The sequence below is a fragment of the Chlorobiota bacterium genome (genome assembly GCA_016710285.1).
Classification (GTDB): Bacteria; Bacteroidota; Ignavibacteria; order OLB7; family OLB7; genus OLB7.
This window is the reverse complement of record JADJXR010000001.1, coordinates 702,211-720,270: the sequence shown is the minus strand read 5'-3', so window position 1 is coordinate 720,270 and position 18,060 is coordinate 702,211. Positions and strand designations below refer to the sequence as shown.

At 58.2% G+C, this 18,060-nt stretch carries 13 protein-coding genes; 9 read left to right on the top strand and 4 right to left on the bottom strand.

Annotated features, from left to right (window positions below; all coding sequences use genetic code 11):
* Positions 1–142: 142 nt before the first annotated feature.
* The 3 genes from IPM61_02600 to carB all read left to right on the top strand — a co-directional run bounded on the left by IPM61_02600 (position 143) and on the right by carB (position 5,162).
* A complete protein-coding gene (locus tag IPM61_02600) occupies positions 143–1,171 on the top strand; it encodes an aspartate carbamoyltransferase catalytic subunit (protein MBK8910196.1) in 1,029 nt (342 codons plus the stop codon).
* 63 nt (positions 1,172–1,234) lie between these two features.
* On the top strand, positions 1,235–1,648 hold the full coding sequence (locus IPM61_02595) for a hypothetical protein (GenBank protein ID MBK8910195.1): 414 nt from the start codon (positions 1,235–1,237) through the stop codon (positions 1,646–1,648).
* 151 nt (positions 1,649–1,799) lie between these two features.
* Positions 1,800–5,162, top strand: a complete 3,363-nt coding sequence (gene carB, locus IPM61_02590) for a carbamoyl-phosphate synthase large subunit (GenBank protein ID MBK8910194.1) — start codon at positions 1,800–1,802, stop codon at positions 5,160–5,162.
* On the opposite strand, the gene IPM61_02585 is transcribed toward carB, so the two are convergent.
* On the bottom strand, positions 5,139–5,360 hold the full coding sequence (locus IPM61_02585; protein ID MBK8910193.1) for a hypothetical protein: 222 nt from the start codon (positions 5,358–5,360) through the stop codon (positions 5,139–5,141). The two genes, carB and IPM61_02585, sit on opposite strands and share 24 nt — an antisense overlap.
* Before the next feature lie 29 nt (positions 5,361–5,389).
* Between IPM61_02585 and IPM61_02580 the strand changes: the two genes are divergently transcribed.
* The 4 genes from IPM61_02580 to IPM61_02565 all read left to right on the top strand — a co-directional run bounded on the left by IPM61_02580 (position 5,390) and on the right by IPM61_02565 (position 12,093).
* On the top strand, positions 5,390–5,794 hold the full coding sequence (locus IPM61_02580) for a MarR family transcriptional regulator (GenBank protein ID MBK8910192.1): 405 nt from the start codon (positions 5,390–5,392) through the stop codon (positions 5,792–5,794).
* 184 nt (positions 5,795–5,978) lie between these two features.
* Entirely contained in the window at positions 5,979–9,977 is a 3,999-nt protein-coding gene (locus IPM61_02575) for a T9SS type A sorting domain-containing protein (protein ID MBK8910191.1), read from the top strand.
* Positions 9,978–10,192: 215 nt separating this feature from the next.
* Entirely contained in the window at positions 10,193–11,116 is a 924-nt protein-coding gene (gene mdh / locus IPM61_02570) for a malate dehydrogenase (protein ID MBK8910190.1), read from the top strand.
* Positions 11,117–11,166: 50 nt separating this feature from the next.
* Complete coding sequence (locus tag IPM61_02565) at positions 11,167–12,093, top strand: hypothetical protein (GenBank protein MBK8910189.1); 927 nt, start codon at positions 11,167–11,169, stop codon at positions 12,091–12,093.
* 115 nt (positions 12,094–12,208) lie between these two features.
* Here the strand turns inward: IPM61_02565 and IPM61_02560 are convergent, their stop codons facing one another.
* Positions 12,209–12,760, bottom strand: a complete 552-nt coding sequence (locus IPM61_02560) for a hypothetical protein (GenBank protein MBK8910188.1) — start codon at positions 12,758–12,760, stop codon at positions 12,209–12,211.
* A 77-nt stretch (positions 12,761–12,837) separates the two neighbouring features.
* The gene (locus tag IPM61_02555; protein ID MBK8910187.1) at positions 12,838–13,269 is read right to left on the bottom strand and encodes a lycopene cyclase domain-containing protein; all 432 of its coding nucleotides are present in this window, start codon (positions 13,267–13,269) and stop codon (positions 12,838–12,840) included.
* On the opposite strand from IPM61_02555, the gene IPM61_02550 reads away from it, so the two are divergent.
* Together IPM61_02550 and IPM61_02545 are read left to right on the top strand one after the other, a co-directional pair.
* Positions 13,268–14,191, top strand: a complete 924-nt coding sequence (locus IPM61_02550; GenBank protein ID MBK8910186.1) for a sugar kinase — start codon at positions 13,268–13,270, stop codon at positions 14,189–14,191. The genes IPM61_02555 and IPM61_02550 overlap by 2 nt on opposite strands.
* A 53-nt stretch (positions 14,192–14,244) precedes the next feature.
* Positions 14,245–16,887, top strand: a complete 2,643-nt coding sequence (locus IPM61_02545) for an alpha-mannosidase (GenBank protein ID MBK8910185.1) — start codon at positions 14,245–14,247, stop codon at positions 16,885–16,887.
* A 136-nt stretch (positions 16,888–17,023) separates the two neighbouring features.
* Here the strand turns inward: IPM61_02545 and IPM61_02540 are convergent, their stop codons facing one another.
* Positions 17,024–17,557, bottom strand: a complete 534-nt coding sequence (locus IPM61_02540; protein MBK8910184.1) for a hypothetical protein — start codon at positions 17,555–17,557, stop codon at positions 17,024–17,026.
* Positions 17,558–18,060: the final 503 nt, after the last annotated feature.

The window sequence follows — 18,060 nt, the reverse complement described above, 5'->3', positions numbered from 1 at the left end:
CGGCCACCAGGGAAACCCGGTGGCCGCTTGGTGCTTTTTGCTCAATCGTCCTGAAAAAACTCCCTTCAACATCATCAAATGTTCACGACTCGTAAGTCGGCTTGGCTTGGCACCATGATGGGTGTAATTTTGGAGCCAAAAATTGCTCACTTCTGGTTCGTCACACGCTGCGTCGCCTGCTGCTGCCGGAACATTAGGCCAGTTTAATCGGCTCTCTGTTCGGCATCTTCTCGGTATTTCCGAACTGAATCGGACCGATCTCCTGACTATCTTCCAAGCCGCTCTTCACTACCGCGATAACTTTCTTCGTCCCGGCAATCAATCGGACCTTTTACGTGGGCGCACGGTGGTCAATTTGTTCGCCGAAAACTCCACCCGCACCCGCTCGAGCTTCGAGCTTGCCGAACGCCGGCTTGGCTCCACCGTTCTGAATTTCTCCGCCCAATCAAGCTCTCTTGCCAAAGGGGAAACGCTGCTGGATTCGGTTCTCAACATCGAGGCAATGCACGTTGATGCCATTGTGATCCGGCATAGTGCCGCTGGTGTTCCGTGGTTCCTAAGCCGCCACTGTAGCTCCACATTTATCAACGCAGGCGATGGCCGCCACGAGCATCCCACACAGGCTCTTCTGGACACCTTGACCCTCTATGAACGGTGGCATGATTCTGCCAATGCCGATGCAACAGGGTTTGAGGGGAAGCGGGTTGCAATTGTGGGGGATATCCTTCATGGCCGCGTGGCGTTATCCAACATCTATGCCTTGCAAAAATTGGGAGCCGAGGTTGCCGTCTGCGGACCACCTACGCTGATACCTCGTGGCATTGCCGAGCTTGGTGTGCGGGTGTTCCATCGCCTTGCTGAAGCCACGGAGTTCGCCGACGCGCTCAATATGCTCCGCGTGCAGCACGAGCGCCAGGATCGCGCATTCTTCCCCTCGGTCGGGGAATATGCCAAGCTGTTTGGGCTGCGCCATTACATGCTTCGTAGCCTGAAAAAACATCTGCTGATTCTGCACCCTGGGCCGATCAATCGCGGGGTGGAGCTTGATAGCGAGACCGCCGACGGCCCGCACTCGGTGGTGCTGCCCCAAGTGGAAAATGGGGTGGCAGTTCGGATGGCCGTGCTTGCGCTTCTGCTGGCAAATCAATCCGAACCCATCGGGCAGCTTTGAACGGCTCCATGAAAATCCCGAGATCGCTTGCTCACCAATTGAACGCTCCAGAATGAACACGGAATGAATACCGACAACCTAAAACAGCATATCATCGAAACCGCCGACGAGTATCACGCCATTGCCGAAGAGCAGTGGGCGCAAGCGGTGGACATAGACACCGACAGCAATGAAGTCGCCTTCGAGTTCCGCCGGCTGATCCGCGCTGCAACCCTCTATTATTGCCGCGCCTGCTTGATTCTGGCGATGGTCGGAACCGATGCCGAACAGGAGCTGGAAGACCTGCTGGAAATCGTTGCCGAGCAAGATGATGAGATAGATGTGTTCTTCCGCCAAAACCGCGTTGCCGAGGTTCTGGATGAGGAGTCGCAGATGAACCTCTCCCGCGTTTTTGCCGTTGCCGAGTCGGTCCGGACGTTGCTGCTGCAACACTCCAACCAGCTTGCCGCCTCGCTGGACGCACGGTTTGAGGGGTAGAAAAAATAGAGGGGGTATTGCTGGCCGCAACCGGTGCTTCCCTTCCCGACCGGAATTTTCCGACAAGAGTTTTCGCGATTGCGAAATCGCGCCGTTACTTCAACGTTGTTGAACGCTTTTCACAGACACAGTTTTTCCATACACAGTCCCCATGCCAAAACGCACCGACATCCGTTCTGTTCTGATTCTTGGTTCCGGCCCTATCGTGATTGGCCAGGCCTGCGAGTTTGATTATTCCGGCACTCAGGCTTGCCGTGTCCTGCGCGAGGAAGGGTTGCGGGTGATTCTGCTGAACTCCAATCCAGCAACAATCATGACCGACCCCGATATCGCCGACGCTACCTACGTTGAGCCAATCACGGTGGAGTTCCTGGAGAAGATCATCGCCAAAGAACGCCCCGATGCACTCCTCCCAACCATGGGTGGCCAAACCGCGCTGAACGTTGCGGTCCAGGCCGCCGAGCAAGGGGTGCTGGAACGCTACGGCGTGGAGATGATTGGCGCAAACCTGCAGGCTATCAAAAAAGCGGAGGATCGCGAGCTGTTCCTGGAGGCCATGAACAACGCTGGCTTGGAAATGGCACGCGGCGGCTTCGTGGACACCCTGGAACAGGGGATGGAGGTGGTCCAGCAGATCGGCTTCCCCGCAATCATTCGTCCCTCGTTTACGTTGGGGGGAACCGGCGGCGGAGTGGCCTACAACATGGAGGAGTATCGCCAGAAATTGGAGTTCGGCCTGAACGCTTCGCCGATCCATCGGGTGCTGGTGGAGGAGTCCATCATTGGATGGAAGGAGTATGAGTTGGAGGTGATGCGCGACAAAAAAGATAACGTCACCATCATCTGCTCCATCGAAAACGTGGACCCGATGGGGGTCCACACCGGCGACTCCATCACCTGCGCGCCGGCCCAAACCCTTACCGATCGTGAGTATCAGCGAATGCGCGATGCCGCAATCCGGATCATGCGGGAAATTGGGGTGGAGACCGGCGGGTCCAACGTCCAGTTTGCCCAGAACCCAGCGGACGGCCGGCTGATCGTTATCGAGATGAACCCGCGTGTTTCCCGTTCATCGGCGCTGGCCTCCAAAGCCACCGGGTTTCCAATCGCGAAGATTGCCGCAAAGCTGGCCATTGGCTACACCCTGGATGAAATCCCGAACGACATCACCCGGCTAACGCCCGCCAGCTTCGAACCGACCATTGACTACGTTGTGGTGAAAATCCCCCGCTGGGATTTCCCAAAATTCAAAGGGGTGGAGGACCAGCTTGGCGTGCAGATGAAGTCGGTGGGGGAAGCAATGGCGTTTGGACGCACGTTCAAGGAGGCTCTGCAAAAAGCGATTCGTTCCCTTGAGCAAGATCGCTACGGCTTGGGCGGCGACGGAAAGGACCGCTACGCCACCGCCGCAATGGCCCCAGCCGAGTTAGAAGCCGCCCGTGCCGACACAAAAACGCGCCTGCACAAACGGACTTCCACCTCCATCTTCGACATCTACGACGCGCTGAAATTGGGAATCTCCATCGAAGAAATTTTTGAGATTGCCGCCTACGATCCCTGGTTCGTTGACCAAATGGCTCAGATTGTGGAGATGGAGCAACAGCTTCGCGATGCCGCCGCAGTGGCCAAAGAAATGACGGAGCAGAACGGATGGGCGATGCCGGAATTCAGCCCCGCAAACTCAGCTGCCGGAAACGGAGGTGAGCTTCAGGCAGCCACGGCAATCGCCACTGCCGAAGAGTTCCGGGAGCTGGTCTGGCAGGCGAAGCAGTTCGGTTTCAGCGACCGCCAGCTTGCTTGGCTGTGGGACCGGACCGAGCCGGAAATCCGCGCCTTGCGGAAATCGCTTGGCGTTGTGCCGGTCTTCAAAACGGTGGACACCTGCGCTGCGGAGTTCCAAGCCTTCACCCCCTACCACTACTCCACCTACGAGGAAGAGAACGAGTCCATCCGCTCCGACCGCCGCAAGGTGATTATTCTGGGGGGCGGGCCAAACCGAATTGGGCAGGGGATTGAGTTCGATTACTGCTGCGTCCATGCCGTGATGGCCCTTCGCGAGCAGGGGTGCGAGGTCATCATGGTCAATTGCAATCCGGAGACCGTCAGCACCGACTACGACGTTACCGACAAACTCTATTTTGAGCCACTGACCTTCGAGGATGTGATGAACATCATCGAACACGAGCAGCCCGAGGGGGTGATTGTCTCCTTCGGCGGACAAACTCCGCTGAAGCTGGCCAAACGATTGGAGTCCGCCGGGGTGCGAATCCTGGGAACATCTTCCGAAGGGATTGACTTGGCCGAGGATCGCCAGCGGTTCGGCGACCTTATCACGCAGCTGAACATCCCCGTTCCAGCCTGGGGAACCGCCACCAGCGAGGAGGAAGCGATTGCCGTTGCCGAGCGGGTGGGCTATCCGGTGCTGGTTCGCCCAAGCTACGTTTTGGGGGGGCGGGCAATGGAGATTTGCTATCGGCCCGAGCGGATCCGCGAGTACATGCAAACCGCCGCCCAAGTCTCACCCGATCACCCGGTGCTGATTGATCATTTCCTGGAAAAAGCCTTCGAGTTCGACGTTGACGCGGTGGCCGACGGAACCGACGTGGTGGTTGGGGGGGTGATGCAACACATCGAAGAAGCAGGGGTGCATTCCGGGGATTCCAGCTGCGTGCTGCCGCCGTACAACATCGAGCGGGCGCAGTTCGAGACGATAGTGGCCTACACCCGGAAGCTGGCGCGCGGGCTGAAGGTGGTTGGCCCGGTGAACATCCAATTTGCCATGCAGCGGGGGATCATCTACGTGTTAGAGGTGAACCCACGTGCAAGCCGGACCATCCCGTTTGTCAGCAAGGCCACCGGGATTCCGTTTGCCAAGATCGCCGCGCGGGTGATGGCGGGCGAGCCGCTTGCCAGCTTCAATCTGCGCGATATGCCAATGGCGATGGACCACGTTTCGGTGAAAGAATCGGTCTTCCCCTTCAGCAAGTTCCCCCGCTCCTCCATGTTTCTTGGGCCGGAGATGCGCTCAACCGGGGAAGTGATGGGGATTGACTCGATGACCGGCCTTGCGGTGGTGAAAGCCCGAATTGCAAGCGGCAACCAGCTGCCAGACGCCGGGACAATTTTTGCCACGCTCTCCGACAACGACAAACGCCCCCGCGTTGCCGAAACGCTGCGGGGGTTTGCCGAGCTTGGCTTCACCATCCTTGCCACCGATGGGACCAGCCGATTCCTAACCGAGCAAGGGATAGCCAACACCAAGATTCTGAAAATTGTGGAAGGCCAGCCGAACGTGTTGGATTACATCCGCAATGGCCAGGTTCGGTTGGTCATCAACACCCCCTCGGGCGAGATCGCACGCGACGATGAGAAAACAATGGGCGCGGTTTCGATGGAGTACAAGATCCCGTTCATCACCACCGCCAGCGCCGCCGCCGCCGCGTTAAGCGGGCTTCGGTCCCTTGCCGAATCGGATTTGCAGGTCCAATCGCTACAGGAATGGTATCGCCCGTAAGGGAAGCGGTTGCAGGGCACAATGATCTGTGAGAAAATCCAAGGTGAAAAATCCAAGGTGAAAAAAGCCAACATGAAAAAAGCCAAGAGGTGAAATCTTGGCTTTTTCTGTTTTTTTTCCCGTAGCTCTTTTTCTTTTTGCTGCTTTTTCCTGTTGCGGTATATCCCGCGATAATGTTTTGCTATATTCGGCAGCCATTCAACCAATACTACGGAGGAAAACCTACTATGGCCAAACGTCTGTCGAATGAACAATTCCAGACACTGGCGTCGTTCCGCCAAGCTCTTCGGAAACTGCTGCGCACCAGCGAGGACGCAGCACTGGCAATGGGAATGACGCCACAACATCACCAAGCACTGATTGTGCTGCGGGGCACGCCGGACCGAGCGTTGCTTACCATCGGCGATCTTGCCGAACGATTGCAGATCAAACATCACAGCACCGTCGGGCTGGTAAACCGCTTGGCCGCCCACGGATACGTGGTGCGCGAGCAAGGAAAGGAGGACCGCCGCCAGGTGTTTGTGAAGCTGACGAAGGAGGGGAATTCTGCGTTGGACAAATTGGGGGAGGTGCATCATCACGAGCTTGAGTTCATCACGCCTAAGCTGATGAGTATGCTGCCGGAGCCGTGATAGCCCAATGAGTCCGATTGCGCAGTAATTAACTCACAACGGTTCTTTGCGGAGCGGCTCATAGTGCCTGTGGGTCGCTCCGCTTTGGTTTCTGCTTGTCGCTTCCCCACCCCCGGGACTGCTGGTCCTCCTGTTCAATCACACAGCCTTCTTCTTGGTCGTTCCACCATTTCTGCTTACCGCTATGCTTTCCTTCCGCTTTTCCTTGCTTCTTCCATTGCTGCTGTGCTGCGGTTGGTCCGTTGCCCGGTCCCAGTACGTGAACCCGCTAACGCTCCCGGCCCAGCAGGCCGATATGCCCGATTGGGCGCGGTTCCTCTATCACCCCCCCATCAACGCCTTGCAGCTGGACAGTGCTTACGATGCCTACTACCGCACCCACGAGTTCAGCAAAAACAACTGGACGAAATTTTACCGGCGTTGGCGGCGGGCAGTGATGCCGTTTATGAACGCCGATGGAAGCGTGGCACAGCTATCCCCCGATGCCATCGAGGCGATGCGCCGCCCAAAAATGGAGCACTCCGCGCAGCCGCAGCGCGCCCCTGTTCCATGGAAAAATTTGACGATGGAGACGTTCTGGGAAAAATCGTCCCGCGCCGACCAACCCCCTTGCCCGTGGCAGGCCAACGTTTATGGGTTCGATATTTCCCGCAGCAACCCGTCGGTGCTGTATTGCGGGACCGAGCCGGGGGCGATATTCAAAACGGTGGATAAGGGGAAAACATGGAAGCAGATTGGGGCGGAGTACGTGCTGCAAACCGAGGCAATCAGCATCCACCCAACAAACCCTGACATCGTTTATCTGGGCGCGCCCGGCGCAATCCGCCGCACCAACGATGGTGGAACAACATGGCAAACCTTGTTCACCCTGAAGGACCTGTGGCTGAACGACATCGAGGTCCATCCATCGGCACCAAGTATGGTTTTTGCGGCGGGGAATTTGGGGCTGTTCCGCAGCACCAACGCCGGGCAAGATTGGACCCAAATCTTGCCCGATGGAATTGCCGATCTGGAAATCAACACCGCCGACCCGAACCAGATCTACGTGCTGAAATACAACCCCGACACCAAGTTCTACGAGGTGTGGAAATCAACCGACATGGGCAACTCCTTCACCCCACGCACAACGGGGTGGCCAACGGGGCTGACAAAAGGGGAGGGAAGAATGACCGTCACCCCCGCCGATGCAAAACGCATCTACGCGGTGCTGCTCACCAGTGCCGGACCCAGGGTGATGAAAAGCATCAACAGTGGTGAATCGTGGACCGTGGCGGCCATTGGCGAAACCGACAGCCTGAAGATGAACAACGGGCAAGGCTACTACGACCTGAGCATCGTTGCATCGGCGCAGAATGCGGATCACCTAATTGTGGCCACCACCACTGCCTACCGAAGCACCAACGGCGGGGCATCGTTCGCCGCAGTTGGCGGTTACACCGGCCCCTTTCCAATCCATCCCGACATCCAGGAGATGCGCGCATTGGCCGGGGAAACCTGGATTGCCACCGATGGCGGAATGACCCTTTCCACCGATTTTTTTGCCGACACCAAAAACGCCGAAGCACGCATCAACGGGCTGAATGGCTCCGACTTCTGGGGCTTTGATATGGGGTGGAACGAGGACGTGATGGTTGGCGGACGATACCACAACGGCAACACCGCAATCCACGAAAATTATGGCGGACGATTCCTACGAATGGATGGCGGAGAGGCCGCAACCGGCTACGTGAACCCGGGGAACGCACGACGCACCTACTACAGCGATATCGGCGGCCACATTATCCCCCCTGCGTTCGACCAACCGGCAACCCGCTTCCTTGTTGGCAAGTGGCCGAACGAAAGCTACTACCTGATGGAGTACAGCGAGATGGCGTGGGATCCGCGCTGCTACACCACCGTCTGGATCGGCCAGAAAAATATCCTGTGGCGAAGCCTGAACAACGGCGCAATCTACGACTCCATCTTCGCCAGCCCCGACCCTGATGCAGCCATTGAGCATATCGAGATCAGCCGCAGCAACCCTGAGGTGATCTACGTCACCGAACGTTCGAATCCCCGCGCCGATGGTGCAATCTGGCGCACCAGCGATGGCGGAACAACATGGAGCCAATGCGCCAATCCGCCCGCTACCACCGGCCGCGACCGCCGCGTTGCCGCTATCACCGTTAGCGGAACGGACCCGAACGTGCTGTGGGTTGCCTATCGCTACGCCGCAACGGGGCGGACCGTCTTCAAAACCACCGATGGCGGCCAAACCTGGGAGAATCTTACCACGGCGGTCATGCAGAATTTCTACATCAGCGACATCATCCACCAACTTGGAACCGATGGCGGAGTTTATATCGCCTGCGACGGCGGGCGGGTCTTCTACCGAAACAACGCGCTGAACAACTGGGAACCGGTTGGCACAGGCCTTCCGGTAAGCCATTACACTCGCGGGCTGAAGATCTTCTACCGCGATGGCAAGCTCCGTTCCGGCAGCAGCATGGGGATTTGGGAAACCCCGTTGTTCGAGCCGTCGAAGCCGCTGGCCCAGCCAATGGCCGACAAACGCCTTAGCACCTGCCCGCGCGACACCTTCCGCTTCGACGATTACTCCGCCTTGAACCACACCGGCGCAACGTGGCAGTGGGAGTTCCCCGGCGCGGCGTGGGTTAGCTCCCGTTCCGTCCGTAATCCAAAAGTGGTGTTTGGGAAGCCAGGCATCTACAGCGTTAGCCTTACTGTGAAAAATCCCGAGGGAATCAGCACCCGCACGATTGAGCAGATGATTGAAGTCCGCGAAAGCCAGTGCGATTTGGATACGATTGCCGGGCTGGCCCTGAACCTTAGCAGCCGCGCCGATGGAGCCACCCTGGATCCGATCCCCGAGCTAAGCGGAGCAACCGGCTTTACCGTGACGGCATGGGTGAAGCTGGACACCATCCAGCAATCGTTCTCGCAACTGCTCACCAGCTGGGGAAGCAATGTTGGGTTTGGGTTTGGGTTCGCGTTTTTGGGATACCGTGCCAACACAAACCTCACGTTCTACTGGCGCGGCGTGCCGTACCAACTCACCTCTCCCTTCAACCTTGATACCGCCAAGTGGATTCACGTTGCGATGACCGTCCATCCGGATCACGTCACCCTGTATCGCAACGGCGAACCCTGGGTGTACAATGGGGATTTCACCGGGTTCGACCTTTCGGCAACTCCGTTCGAGCTTGGCGGAGGGCTGCCCGGGCAAGGGGGGAATTTCCGTGGGGAGATTGATGAGCTGAAAATCTACAACCGCCCATTAAGCCAAGCGGAAGTGCGGGAGGCGATGCACCTGATCCCGCGGAGCGGAGCGCAGGGGCTGGTGGCCTACTATCAGTTCAACGAGCAGGACCGGAACCTGGTGTTCAACCGTGTTGGCGGAACCCACGCGGTCAACGCAGGCGGCCTGCGCGTGGCATCCACCGCGCCGGTAGCGGTTGGGGTAAGCCAACGATTGGCCGCCAGCAGTGGCGGGGCCAAAATGTTCGACACCGCCGGGCTGAGCATTTACCTTCCGGCAACCGGGGCGGTGTATCCCGATGGTGAGTTGGCGGTGTATCACCTTGCGGCCTTGCCCGACAGCTTGCCAAGCGGAACCGAACGATTTGCCAACAGCTATTGGATTGTGCGCAACTGGGGGAAGAACAGCCAGTTCACGGTGGATAGCCTGATGTTCGGCGCGTTTGCCGACGTTAGCGCAAGCGACCGCCCAACCAATTTCCAACTATGGAGCCGCGATGTTGACGATCACACCAACGGCTGGAAACCGAACCCCAGCCTTCCCCAACGCGCCGATCCCGACCGCGAAACCCTCACCTTCGATGGAACCGGAGTGACTTCGGCCCTGCAGCTGATCTTGAGCGGGAACGGCCAATCGGCGTTGGGGGTGGAGGAGGAGGAGGAAGTGAGAGAAGAGGGCCGCGGCCAGATACGGCTCTATCCAAACCCAACGGCCCAGTTTGTGGCGGTCCATTGGGAAGCCACGGCAACCGAGGGGGAATCTGCCGAATCCATTCTGCGAGTAACCGATGCGGAGGGGCGCGAACTGCTGCGGCAGCGGGTTCCACATGGCCAGCGGAGTGCCACGCTAAACCTGCAATCGCTTCCTGCCGGAACCTACTTTGTGAAGGTCCATGGGAAGCAAGGGGTGGTGGTGAAACGATAGAGGAACAACAAGGCAAAGCTGCGCGGCAAAGCCACAAAAAACGGACCGCAAAACCTTTCGCTGCGGAAGCCCGCTACCCCGTGGTGGGGCGGGTGCTTCCGCGGCGAATTGGTTGGCAAGTTCACAAAGTTTTTTTTCCCTCCATCGTTCCCTCTTGGCAGGGGAATTTGTAGCTTCGCCACCATTTTCTTCCATCCAACAGCAATATTGCCTGCATGAAAGTTTCGATTGTTGGTGCCGGGAACGTTGGCGCAACCGCCGCGCAACGGATGTACGCGCTGGAGCTTGCCCGCGAAGTTGTCCTATTGGATGTGGTTCCGGGATTGGCATATGGGAAGGCCTTGGATATGTACCAAGCCGCCCCGTTGGTGGAAAGCGATTGCCGCATCACCGGCACAACCAGCTACGATGCCACGGCGAATTCCGATATCGTTGTCATCACCGCTGGGCTGGCACGCAAGGCGGGGATGAGCCGCGACGACCTTCTTGCCCGCAATGCCGAAACCGTCCGCAACGTTGCACGCCAAGTTGTTGATCGTTCCCCAAACGCCATTCTGATCACCGTCTCCAACCCGGTGGATGAGATGACCTGGGTGGCGTTGCGCGCCACCGGGCTGCCGCGCCGCAGGGTGATTGGGATGTCGGGAGTGCTGGATTCCACACGGTTGCGGGCATTTATCGCCCAAGAGCTTCAGGCCGGGGTGGAAGATGTTGACGCGCTGGTGGTGGGGAGCCACGGCGATGCAATGGTCCCGCTGGTTCGGTACGCCTCGGTTGCCGGGATTCCGTTGGCGCACCTTCTCCCCCCCGAACGGATTGCGGCGATTGTTGAGCGGACCCGCAACGCCGGAAGCGAGATCATTGACCTTCTGAAAACCAGCTCCGCGTTTTACGCTCCGGCGGCGGCCATCACCGCAATGGTGGAGTCCATCGCCCGCGACAAACGCCGGATTTTGCCCTGCGCAACCTTGCTGGAAGGGGAGTATGGGCTTCGGGATGTGGTGCTGGGGGTTCCAACAAAACTGGGGCGGAACGGCATCGAAGAAATTGTGGAGATTGGCCTTCTGGAGGAAGAACGGATGGCCCTGAGACGCTCGGCCCAAGCCGTCCGCGATAATATTGCGCGGTTGCCAGAGTGAACGGGGTGTTATCAATCTTCGCCCCGCCGTGTCGTCACGATTGGCAGGCGATGAACGGCCCACGCGCAACCGGCGGACCGCACGCCCGGCTTCCCCTGCTGCAAGCATTCAACAGACGTACTCCATACACAAACCAACAACCAACCAACCTTAATCAACGGATGAAAAACTTCCTTGCGCTTGCTTCGGCAAGCATTCTGATGCTCGGCATTGCCGGCTGTGGCGACGACCCTGTCACCACCGAAGTCAACAAGTCGTTCACGGTAAAAGCGAACGACAAGTTCACCTACGAGGTCTATGATCGTGATTCCACCCAAGCACCGGTGGCAACCAGCAAAACCATGCGTGTCTGGACGGTGCTGGAGCTTTTGGCCAGCTATCAAGGCCAGGCCAATGTTGCCAAGATTGACCAGGTCTATCTGGATTCCACTGGCACAACCCAAACCGGGCGCGACACCATCTACCTGCAAACCAACAGCGACGGAACCATCCACCAGTACGACGCGGTTGGCGAGGTCCTGAAGCGGTTCCCAGAAACCATTCGCCCGTTTATCTCCCAGCTGGCAAAAAGCTGGGCCAAAGTTGGCGACACCAAAAGCACCAACGCGCTGACGTGGATATCATCGTTTAAGACCGCCACAACGGTGGACCTTCCGTTAATCGGTCCCACTGCCATCTCTGCCGAGATGAAGGCACAGCATTTGGGGCGGTCCAAACGACCCGCAACGGTTCCTGCCGGAACGTTCACCGGGCTGTTCAGCACGGACCACACCATGACCGCCACCGCCACAAGCGTGAGCAACCCAACCGCGCCGGCAATCCTGAGCGATTCGATGGTGCTTCACTACGACTTCGACATTGACAGCGGCTTGGTGAAGTGGGCAATGGACAGCAAAACCGTCTTGCTAAACCCGTTGGGAGCCTATTTCATCACCGGGTTTGAAATGAACTTGGTGAAAGCCGAGCGGGCGCAGTAATCGCTTCGCCGCAGCAATCCAGCAATCATCGTCAGGCCCATTCTCCAGTTTGGAGGATGGGCCTGATACGTTGGTGGGTTGTGGCTACTGTTGTTGGCATCGCCACGCTCTCTATCTATCCGTTCGGCTCCTGCAACTTCATGGAAACCACGCGCCATTGTTTGTTCTCCATCTGGGCCACCTCTGCTTCCACCGTGCCTTCGCCTGCCTTTCCGTAGCTGATGCTTCCTGTGACTCTTCTCTGCTTTTTTCCTTCAACCTCTCGTGCTGGTTCGGTGCGGAGGCGGCTTCCCCGGTGGTACATCAGGAAGTGGCGGTTGGGGAGTATCACTTCTTCAATCACCCAATCCCGCGTTGCCTGGGGTGGGGCGTAGAGCATGGCGATTTCCAGATCACCTTCGGAAAGGCTTTTCACGTAGCGTTGCACCGCGCGCCCGGCAGCGGGGCGGGTCCATGCGGCAATCAGCGTTCCCACCACAATGGTCAGCACCGCCATGGCTCCGTAGATGCTGAAGCTCTGCTGTTGCCCGTCGCCGTGGGTGCGGTAATCGTAATCAATGAACACCAGTAACGCGCCGATAACGATCAGCAGCATCCCCGCCAACCGGCGGGTGAGGTCCATGAAAATGGCTGGAAGATCGGAAGAAGCTGTTCGTTGCGGAGGCATAATCGTTTGTTGGTTGTTTGGGAAGAAGAGTTTGCGGAGAATGAAAAAGTGGGGCGAAAGGGGAGCCTTGCCCGCGCCTACTCCCGCCGGTATCCTTTTGGCAGCAGCATCACAAAACTTTGCGAGACAAGGAGGGCCGTCAGGTAAAAGAAGATCACTTCCTCCACCGGCAGAACCCCAACAGACAGCGCAAGAATCTGTTGGGGATCGAAATACCAAATCCCGTCGCGCACGGCGAACGTGTCGGCAATCACGTAGTAGGTCCCGATTATCAGCGGCGGAAGGAACACCCCGCGCAAGTTCCGCCGGAACACACGCCACGCCAACGCCCACTGGATGGCAACCACAGGAAGCATCCAAGCAAGAATGTGGAACAGGTAATTGGTTGATTCTTTCACGCCGAACCGAACATACGGGAGAGCCAGCCACAACCGCAACCAAAGAATCGCCACAAACCATCGCAACGCCCCGCCGAACGTAGGCTTCCGCTGCGTAGTTTGCAGCCCCATGGACCCTACGCAGGTATTTGATCTTCTTTCCATTGGCGAGTGCTTGGTGGAGTTCTCGCGCCGCCGCGATGGCACGTTCCGCCCGGCGTTCGCTGGCGACGCGGTCAACACGTTGTTTTACGCCGCACGGCTTGGCCTTCGCACCGCCTACGTCTCGGCAGTGGGCGACGATTTATTCACCGAGATGATCGTGAACGGAATGCAGGCCGAGGGGATTGATCTTTCCCACACGCTGCGGCTTCCCGGGCGGCGCAATGGCTTATACTTCATCGAGCTGGACGATGCCGGGCATCACCATTTCCACTACTGGCGGAACGATTCGGCGGCCACCGAAACTTTGCTCCATTACTCCACCGAACGACTGACCCAGTTCGTCCGTGGTTCGCGCACGTTGCTCCTTTCGGGGATCACTCTTGCGGTGATGAAGGAACCAGCGCGGCTGATTTCCCTGCTGGAAGCGGTGGCCGGCACCACCACCGTTGTGCTGGACACCAACTACCGCCCGCAACTGTGGCGCACTCCGGAAGAATATCACCGCCGGATCGAGGCGGTGATTCCCTACGTGGATATCCTGCTGCCGTCGCAAGCCGATCTGGAAATGGCGTGGGATGGAGTGCAGGTCGAGCATCTTCTGTGGAGCTTTGCCGAGCAGGGCGTTCGGACCATCTGCATGAAGGCTGGTGCCGACGGTTGCGCACTTTGGCGCGATGGCGAGCTGGTCTGGTTCCGCCCTCCCGAAAGCGTTACGGTGGTTGATGCCACCGGCGCGGGGGATGCCTTTAACGCCGGGTTCATTGCCGCCGTGCTCCGTGGCGATACGCTACAGGAAGCCTGCGACCACGGGCAGAAAACCGCCGCCCACGCCCTTGCCGTCCCCGGCGCGCTGAACCATGCGTTCGGCGCCGAAGAACGCCCGTACTAACCAGAAAAAAACATCTCCATTTTCAGCAACTCTCTCAATCCATGCCCAGCCCCATGTTGAACACCCCGAAACCTTCAATCCAGATGGTTGGAAACGCCCACTTGGACCCAGCATGGATGTGGTGCTGGGGGGAAGGGATGGAGGCGTTCCTCTCCACCTGCCGCGCCGCGCTGCAGCGGATGGAGGAAACGCCAGAGTTCGTTTTTACGTGCAGCTCGGCAGCGCACTATCGCTGGGTGGAGCAGGTGGAGCCGGAGCTGTTCCGGCAGATACAGCAGCGGGTGGCCCAGGGGCGCTGGGCGATTGTTGGCGGCTGGTGGACCCAGGCCGATTGCAACCTCCCTTCGGCGGAAGGATTCCTGCGGCAGGCGCTTCTTGGGCAGCGTTATTTCTTGCAGAGCTTTGGCCGCATCGCCCGCGTTGGCTACAGCCCCGACGCGTTCGGCCACACGCTTGGGCTGCCGCAGCTGCTGGCGCGGTCGGGGATGCCAAGCTACATTTTCTGCCGGCCCGACCCCACCGAGCTTCCCCTTCCTTCCCCCATTATCCGCTGGCATTCTCCCGATGGCTCAAACGTTCTGGCTTACCGCGTGCCGTTCCACTACAACATGTATGAGTCCTCCGTCCCCAAAAAAATTGCGGACCTGGCCGAGGCCTTCCATCGTCCTTCCAACCTATCCAACCCGGCCCAGCCGCTTCGGAACGTTGGCGACGTGTGGTGCTTGTTTTATGGCGTTGGCAACCATGGTGGCGGCCCAACAAAGGAGCATATCCGCCAGATTATCGAGGCCAGCAGCAACTCCCAGTTTTCGGCGGTGGAGTTCAGCAATCCCGAGCGTTTTTTTGCGACGATTCGGAACGGGGAGGACCCGCGCCAGCCGCTCCCTTCCTGGCACGATGACCTTCAGCTGAACGCCCCGGGCTGCTACAGTGCCCACTCGGAAATCAAGCGGCTGAACCGCCAGAGCGAGCATCTGCTTCTGCAAGCCGAACGCCTTTCCGCACTTGCCGCGCTTCGGGTGGGGGCGGGGTATCCGGCCACGGAGTTCCGGCGCGCGTGGGAGAACGTCTGCTTCAATCATTTCCATGATATTCTTTGCGGTGTGGCGATTCGCGAGGCGTTGCAGGAGGCGATGGAGACGTACGGCCAGGCCTTAAACACCGCACGCCAAGCGACCCGCTACGCCATTCAACGGATTGCCCGAAAGGTGGCCACTTCCGGCGGCGAAGGGACCGCGCTGTTGGTCTTCAATTCCCACTCGTGGGCCGTGCGCCACGGGGTGACGTTCGAGCTGTGGCACGACATTGATAAATCCCTCTGGACCCAGCCAATCCACCTGCGCGTCACCGACGGCGCGGGGTGCGACCTTCCGTGCCAGATCGGTTTCACCTCGGGCAAAATCGGGAAGGACCGCGTGGCCGTCACCTTCTTGGCCGATGTCCCTGCGTTTGGCTGGCGGCAGTATCGGGTGATCTATGGCCAGGAATCCCCCCACGCCGACCACCGGGGCGCAAGCATCCAGCAGCGGGAGGATTGGCTGCAGGTGGAGAACGCCCAGCTTCGGGTTTGCTTCTCGCTGCGCGATGGCTGCATCACGGAGTTGCTCCATAAACAATCGGGGATTTGCCTGCTGCATGGCGGCGGCGCGGCGGGCTTGGTGATTGACGACCCAACCGACACTTGGGGGCATGGGGCAACGGCGTTCGATGAAGTGATTGGCCGGTTTGGCAATGCCGAAGTTCGCGTGGTTCAGAACGGCCCAACCCATATCACCATCCGCTCGCGAACCTGGTTTGGGGCTTCATGGATTCAGCAAGATTTCAAGCTCTATCACCACTCCGATTATCTGGAGGTTGCGGTGAAACTGTTTTGGGGGGAGCAAAACAAGATGCTGAAGCTCGCGTTCCCTACCGGGCTTTCTGCGCCGCGTTCCGTTGCCGAATCGGCTGGCGTTGCCACGTGGAAACCCGCCGACGGAACCGAACGCCCGTGCGGAACGTGGTTTGCCGCCAGCGGAACAACCGCTGGAACAACCAACCGCCAGCCCGCCACGCTGGGGATTGCCACCGATGCCAAACATAGCTTCTCCCTTACCCCCGACGGCGACCTTCGGATGACGGTGCTGCGGTCCCCGGCCTACGCGCTCCACACCCCCCACCCTTTCCATCCCGATGAAGATTTGGACTATTTGGATCAAGGGGTGCAGCGGTTCCATTACACCCTTCATCCCGTTGCCGACGCTGCCCCAATGGAGTTGCTGGCCAAAGCCGGAATGCTCCTGAACGCCCCGCTGATCCCGCATCTGGAATCGGCCCACGAAGGCTCCATTCCGGAGGCCGATCCCAACGGTGGAATAATTATCTCCGCCACAAACGTGGCCGCAACCGTGCTGAAACGGAGCGAGGAAAGTGATGGAGAAAATGGTGGGAAAAATGATGAAAAAAATGATGGGGAAAATGAGGCAGAAAATGGTGAAGAAAATAATGGAGAGCGCGGTGGTTGGATTGTGCGGCTGCACGAGTTATCGGGGAAGCACACAACCGCGCAACTCCACTTTCCATTGCTCGGCATTGAATGGACCGCAACGCTTGCTCCGCACCAGCTTTCCACGTGGCGGCTGCGCGGCGGAACCGCCACCGAGGTGAACGCGATTGAGATGAGCGAGGAGGAGGATCGGAAATTATCGGAGGGGTAACGAAGCACGCTGGAGCGGGGTGGTTTTTTCTGTCGGGATTACAATGTGCTTCTATCAAGTGCTAAAAAAATCAGTCATTCCATATTCCTCAAACCTGAGGGTGTGGAATGACTGATTGCAAGTGCCGGACGATTATTTAATTCATTGTTGGCAAGCCAGAATAATTTGCGGGGTTCAAATCATACGTGCCAATTAATTGGCCATTTATTGGAATTAACGAGGAGCCGCCTTTCCCTTTATTGCAGTTGCATTTTTCTTGCACATCGCCATTCGGAAATTTACTGCGAATTGCCGAGCAGGAGGAAGAACTGGAATTTTCGCACCGGAATGCGTGCGCCGCACCGTAGCGATAATTCCCGCTTCCTAATGATGTCGCAGACTTGGGGTCAAATGCCAGCCCAAGTATCGAGCCATTAATCGTCCCGATTGTGAATTTGGAAACCACATAGATTTCCCCGCTTGTCCCGTGGTAGGTTACGGTCTCTGTGATTGTTGGCGCGGCACCATGCGCGGCTGTTAGGATTGCAATAAATGCGTTATTCCATCCCGCCTCTAATTGCGCCACTGTTGGATAATTCGGCACCGATACTGCCACCGTTGCTGATGCTGTATGGGCTGCGGTTATCCAAAGCATCCCGCCAAGCATGAGCATTGCTAATGTGCGAAGCATGATTTTTCCCTCCTGATTTGATGAAGATGTGAACGGTTATTGATTGAGGTCCTATTTCTTGACAAACAAACCTGAGCAAGCGCGGCCTTCCACGCAAGGGGGAATTTCGCCCCCAAATTCAGTGATAAGACCGAAGGCTAAAGACCTTTTATCAATCCCGATTCAATCGGTAGTGGCTAACTTTTACGGTGCTGCTTCCCAAAAACTCCCGAAGCGTTCCCCTCTTTCGCCCTGAAGGGGCATCCTATCACAGCCTAGGGCATCGCTCTGGGAATCGGAGGCGATTTGGGAATCGTCCCCGAACATCCACACCCTCAACAACATCTCTAACCGGATGGAGGTCGCCCCTTCAGGGCTGGTGTTGCATGGGGGGTGGTTCTTTTCCCAGGGCGTTGCCCTGGGCTGGCATGGGTCGCCCTTTCAGGGCTGGTATGGCGTGGGGGTTCGGCCTGATGGCATCGAAGATGACACCGAAGGCTAAAGACCTTTTATCAATCCCGACG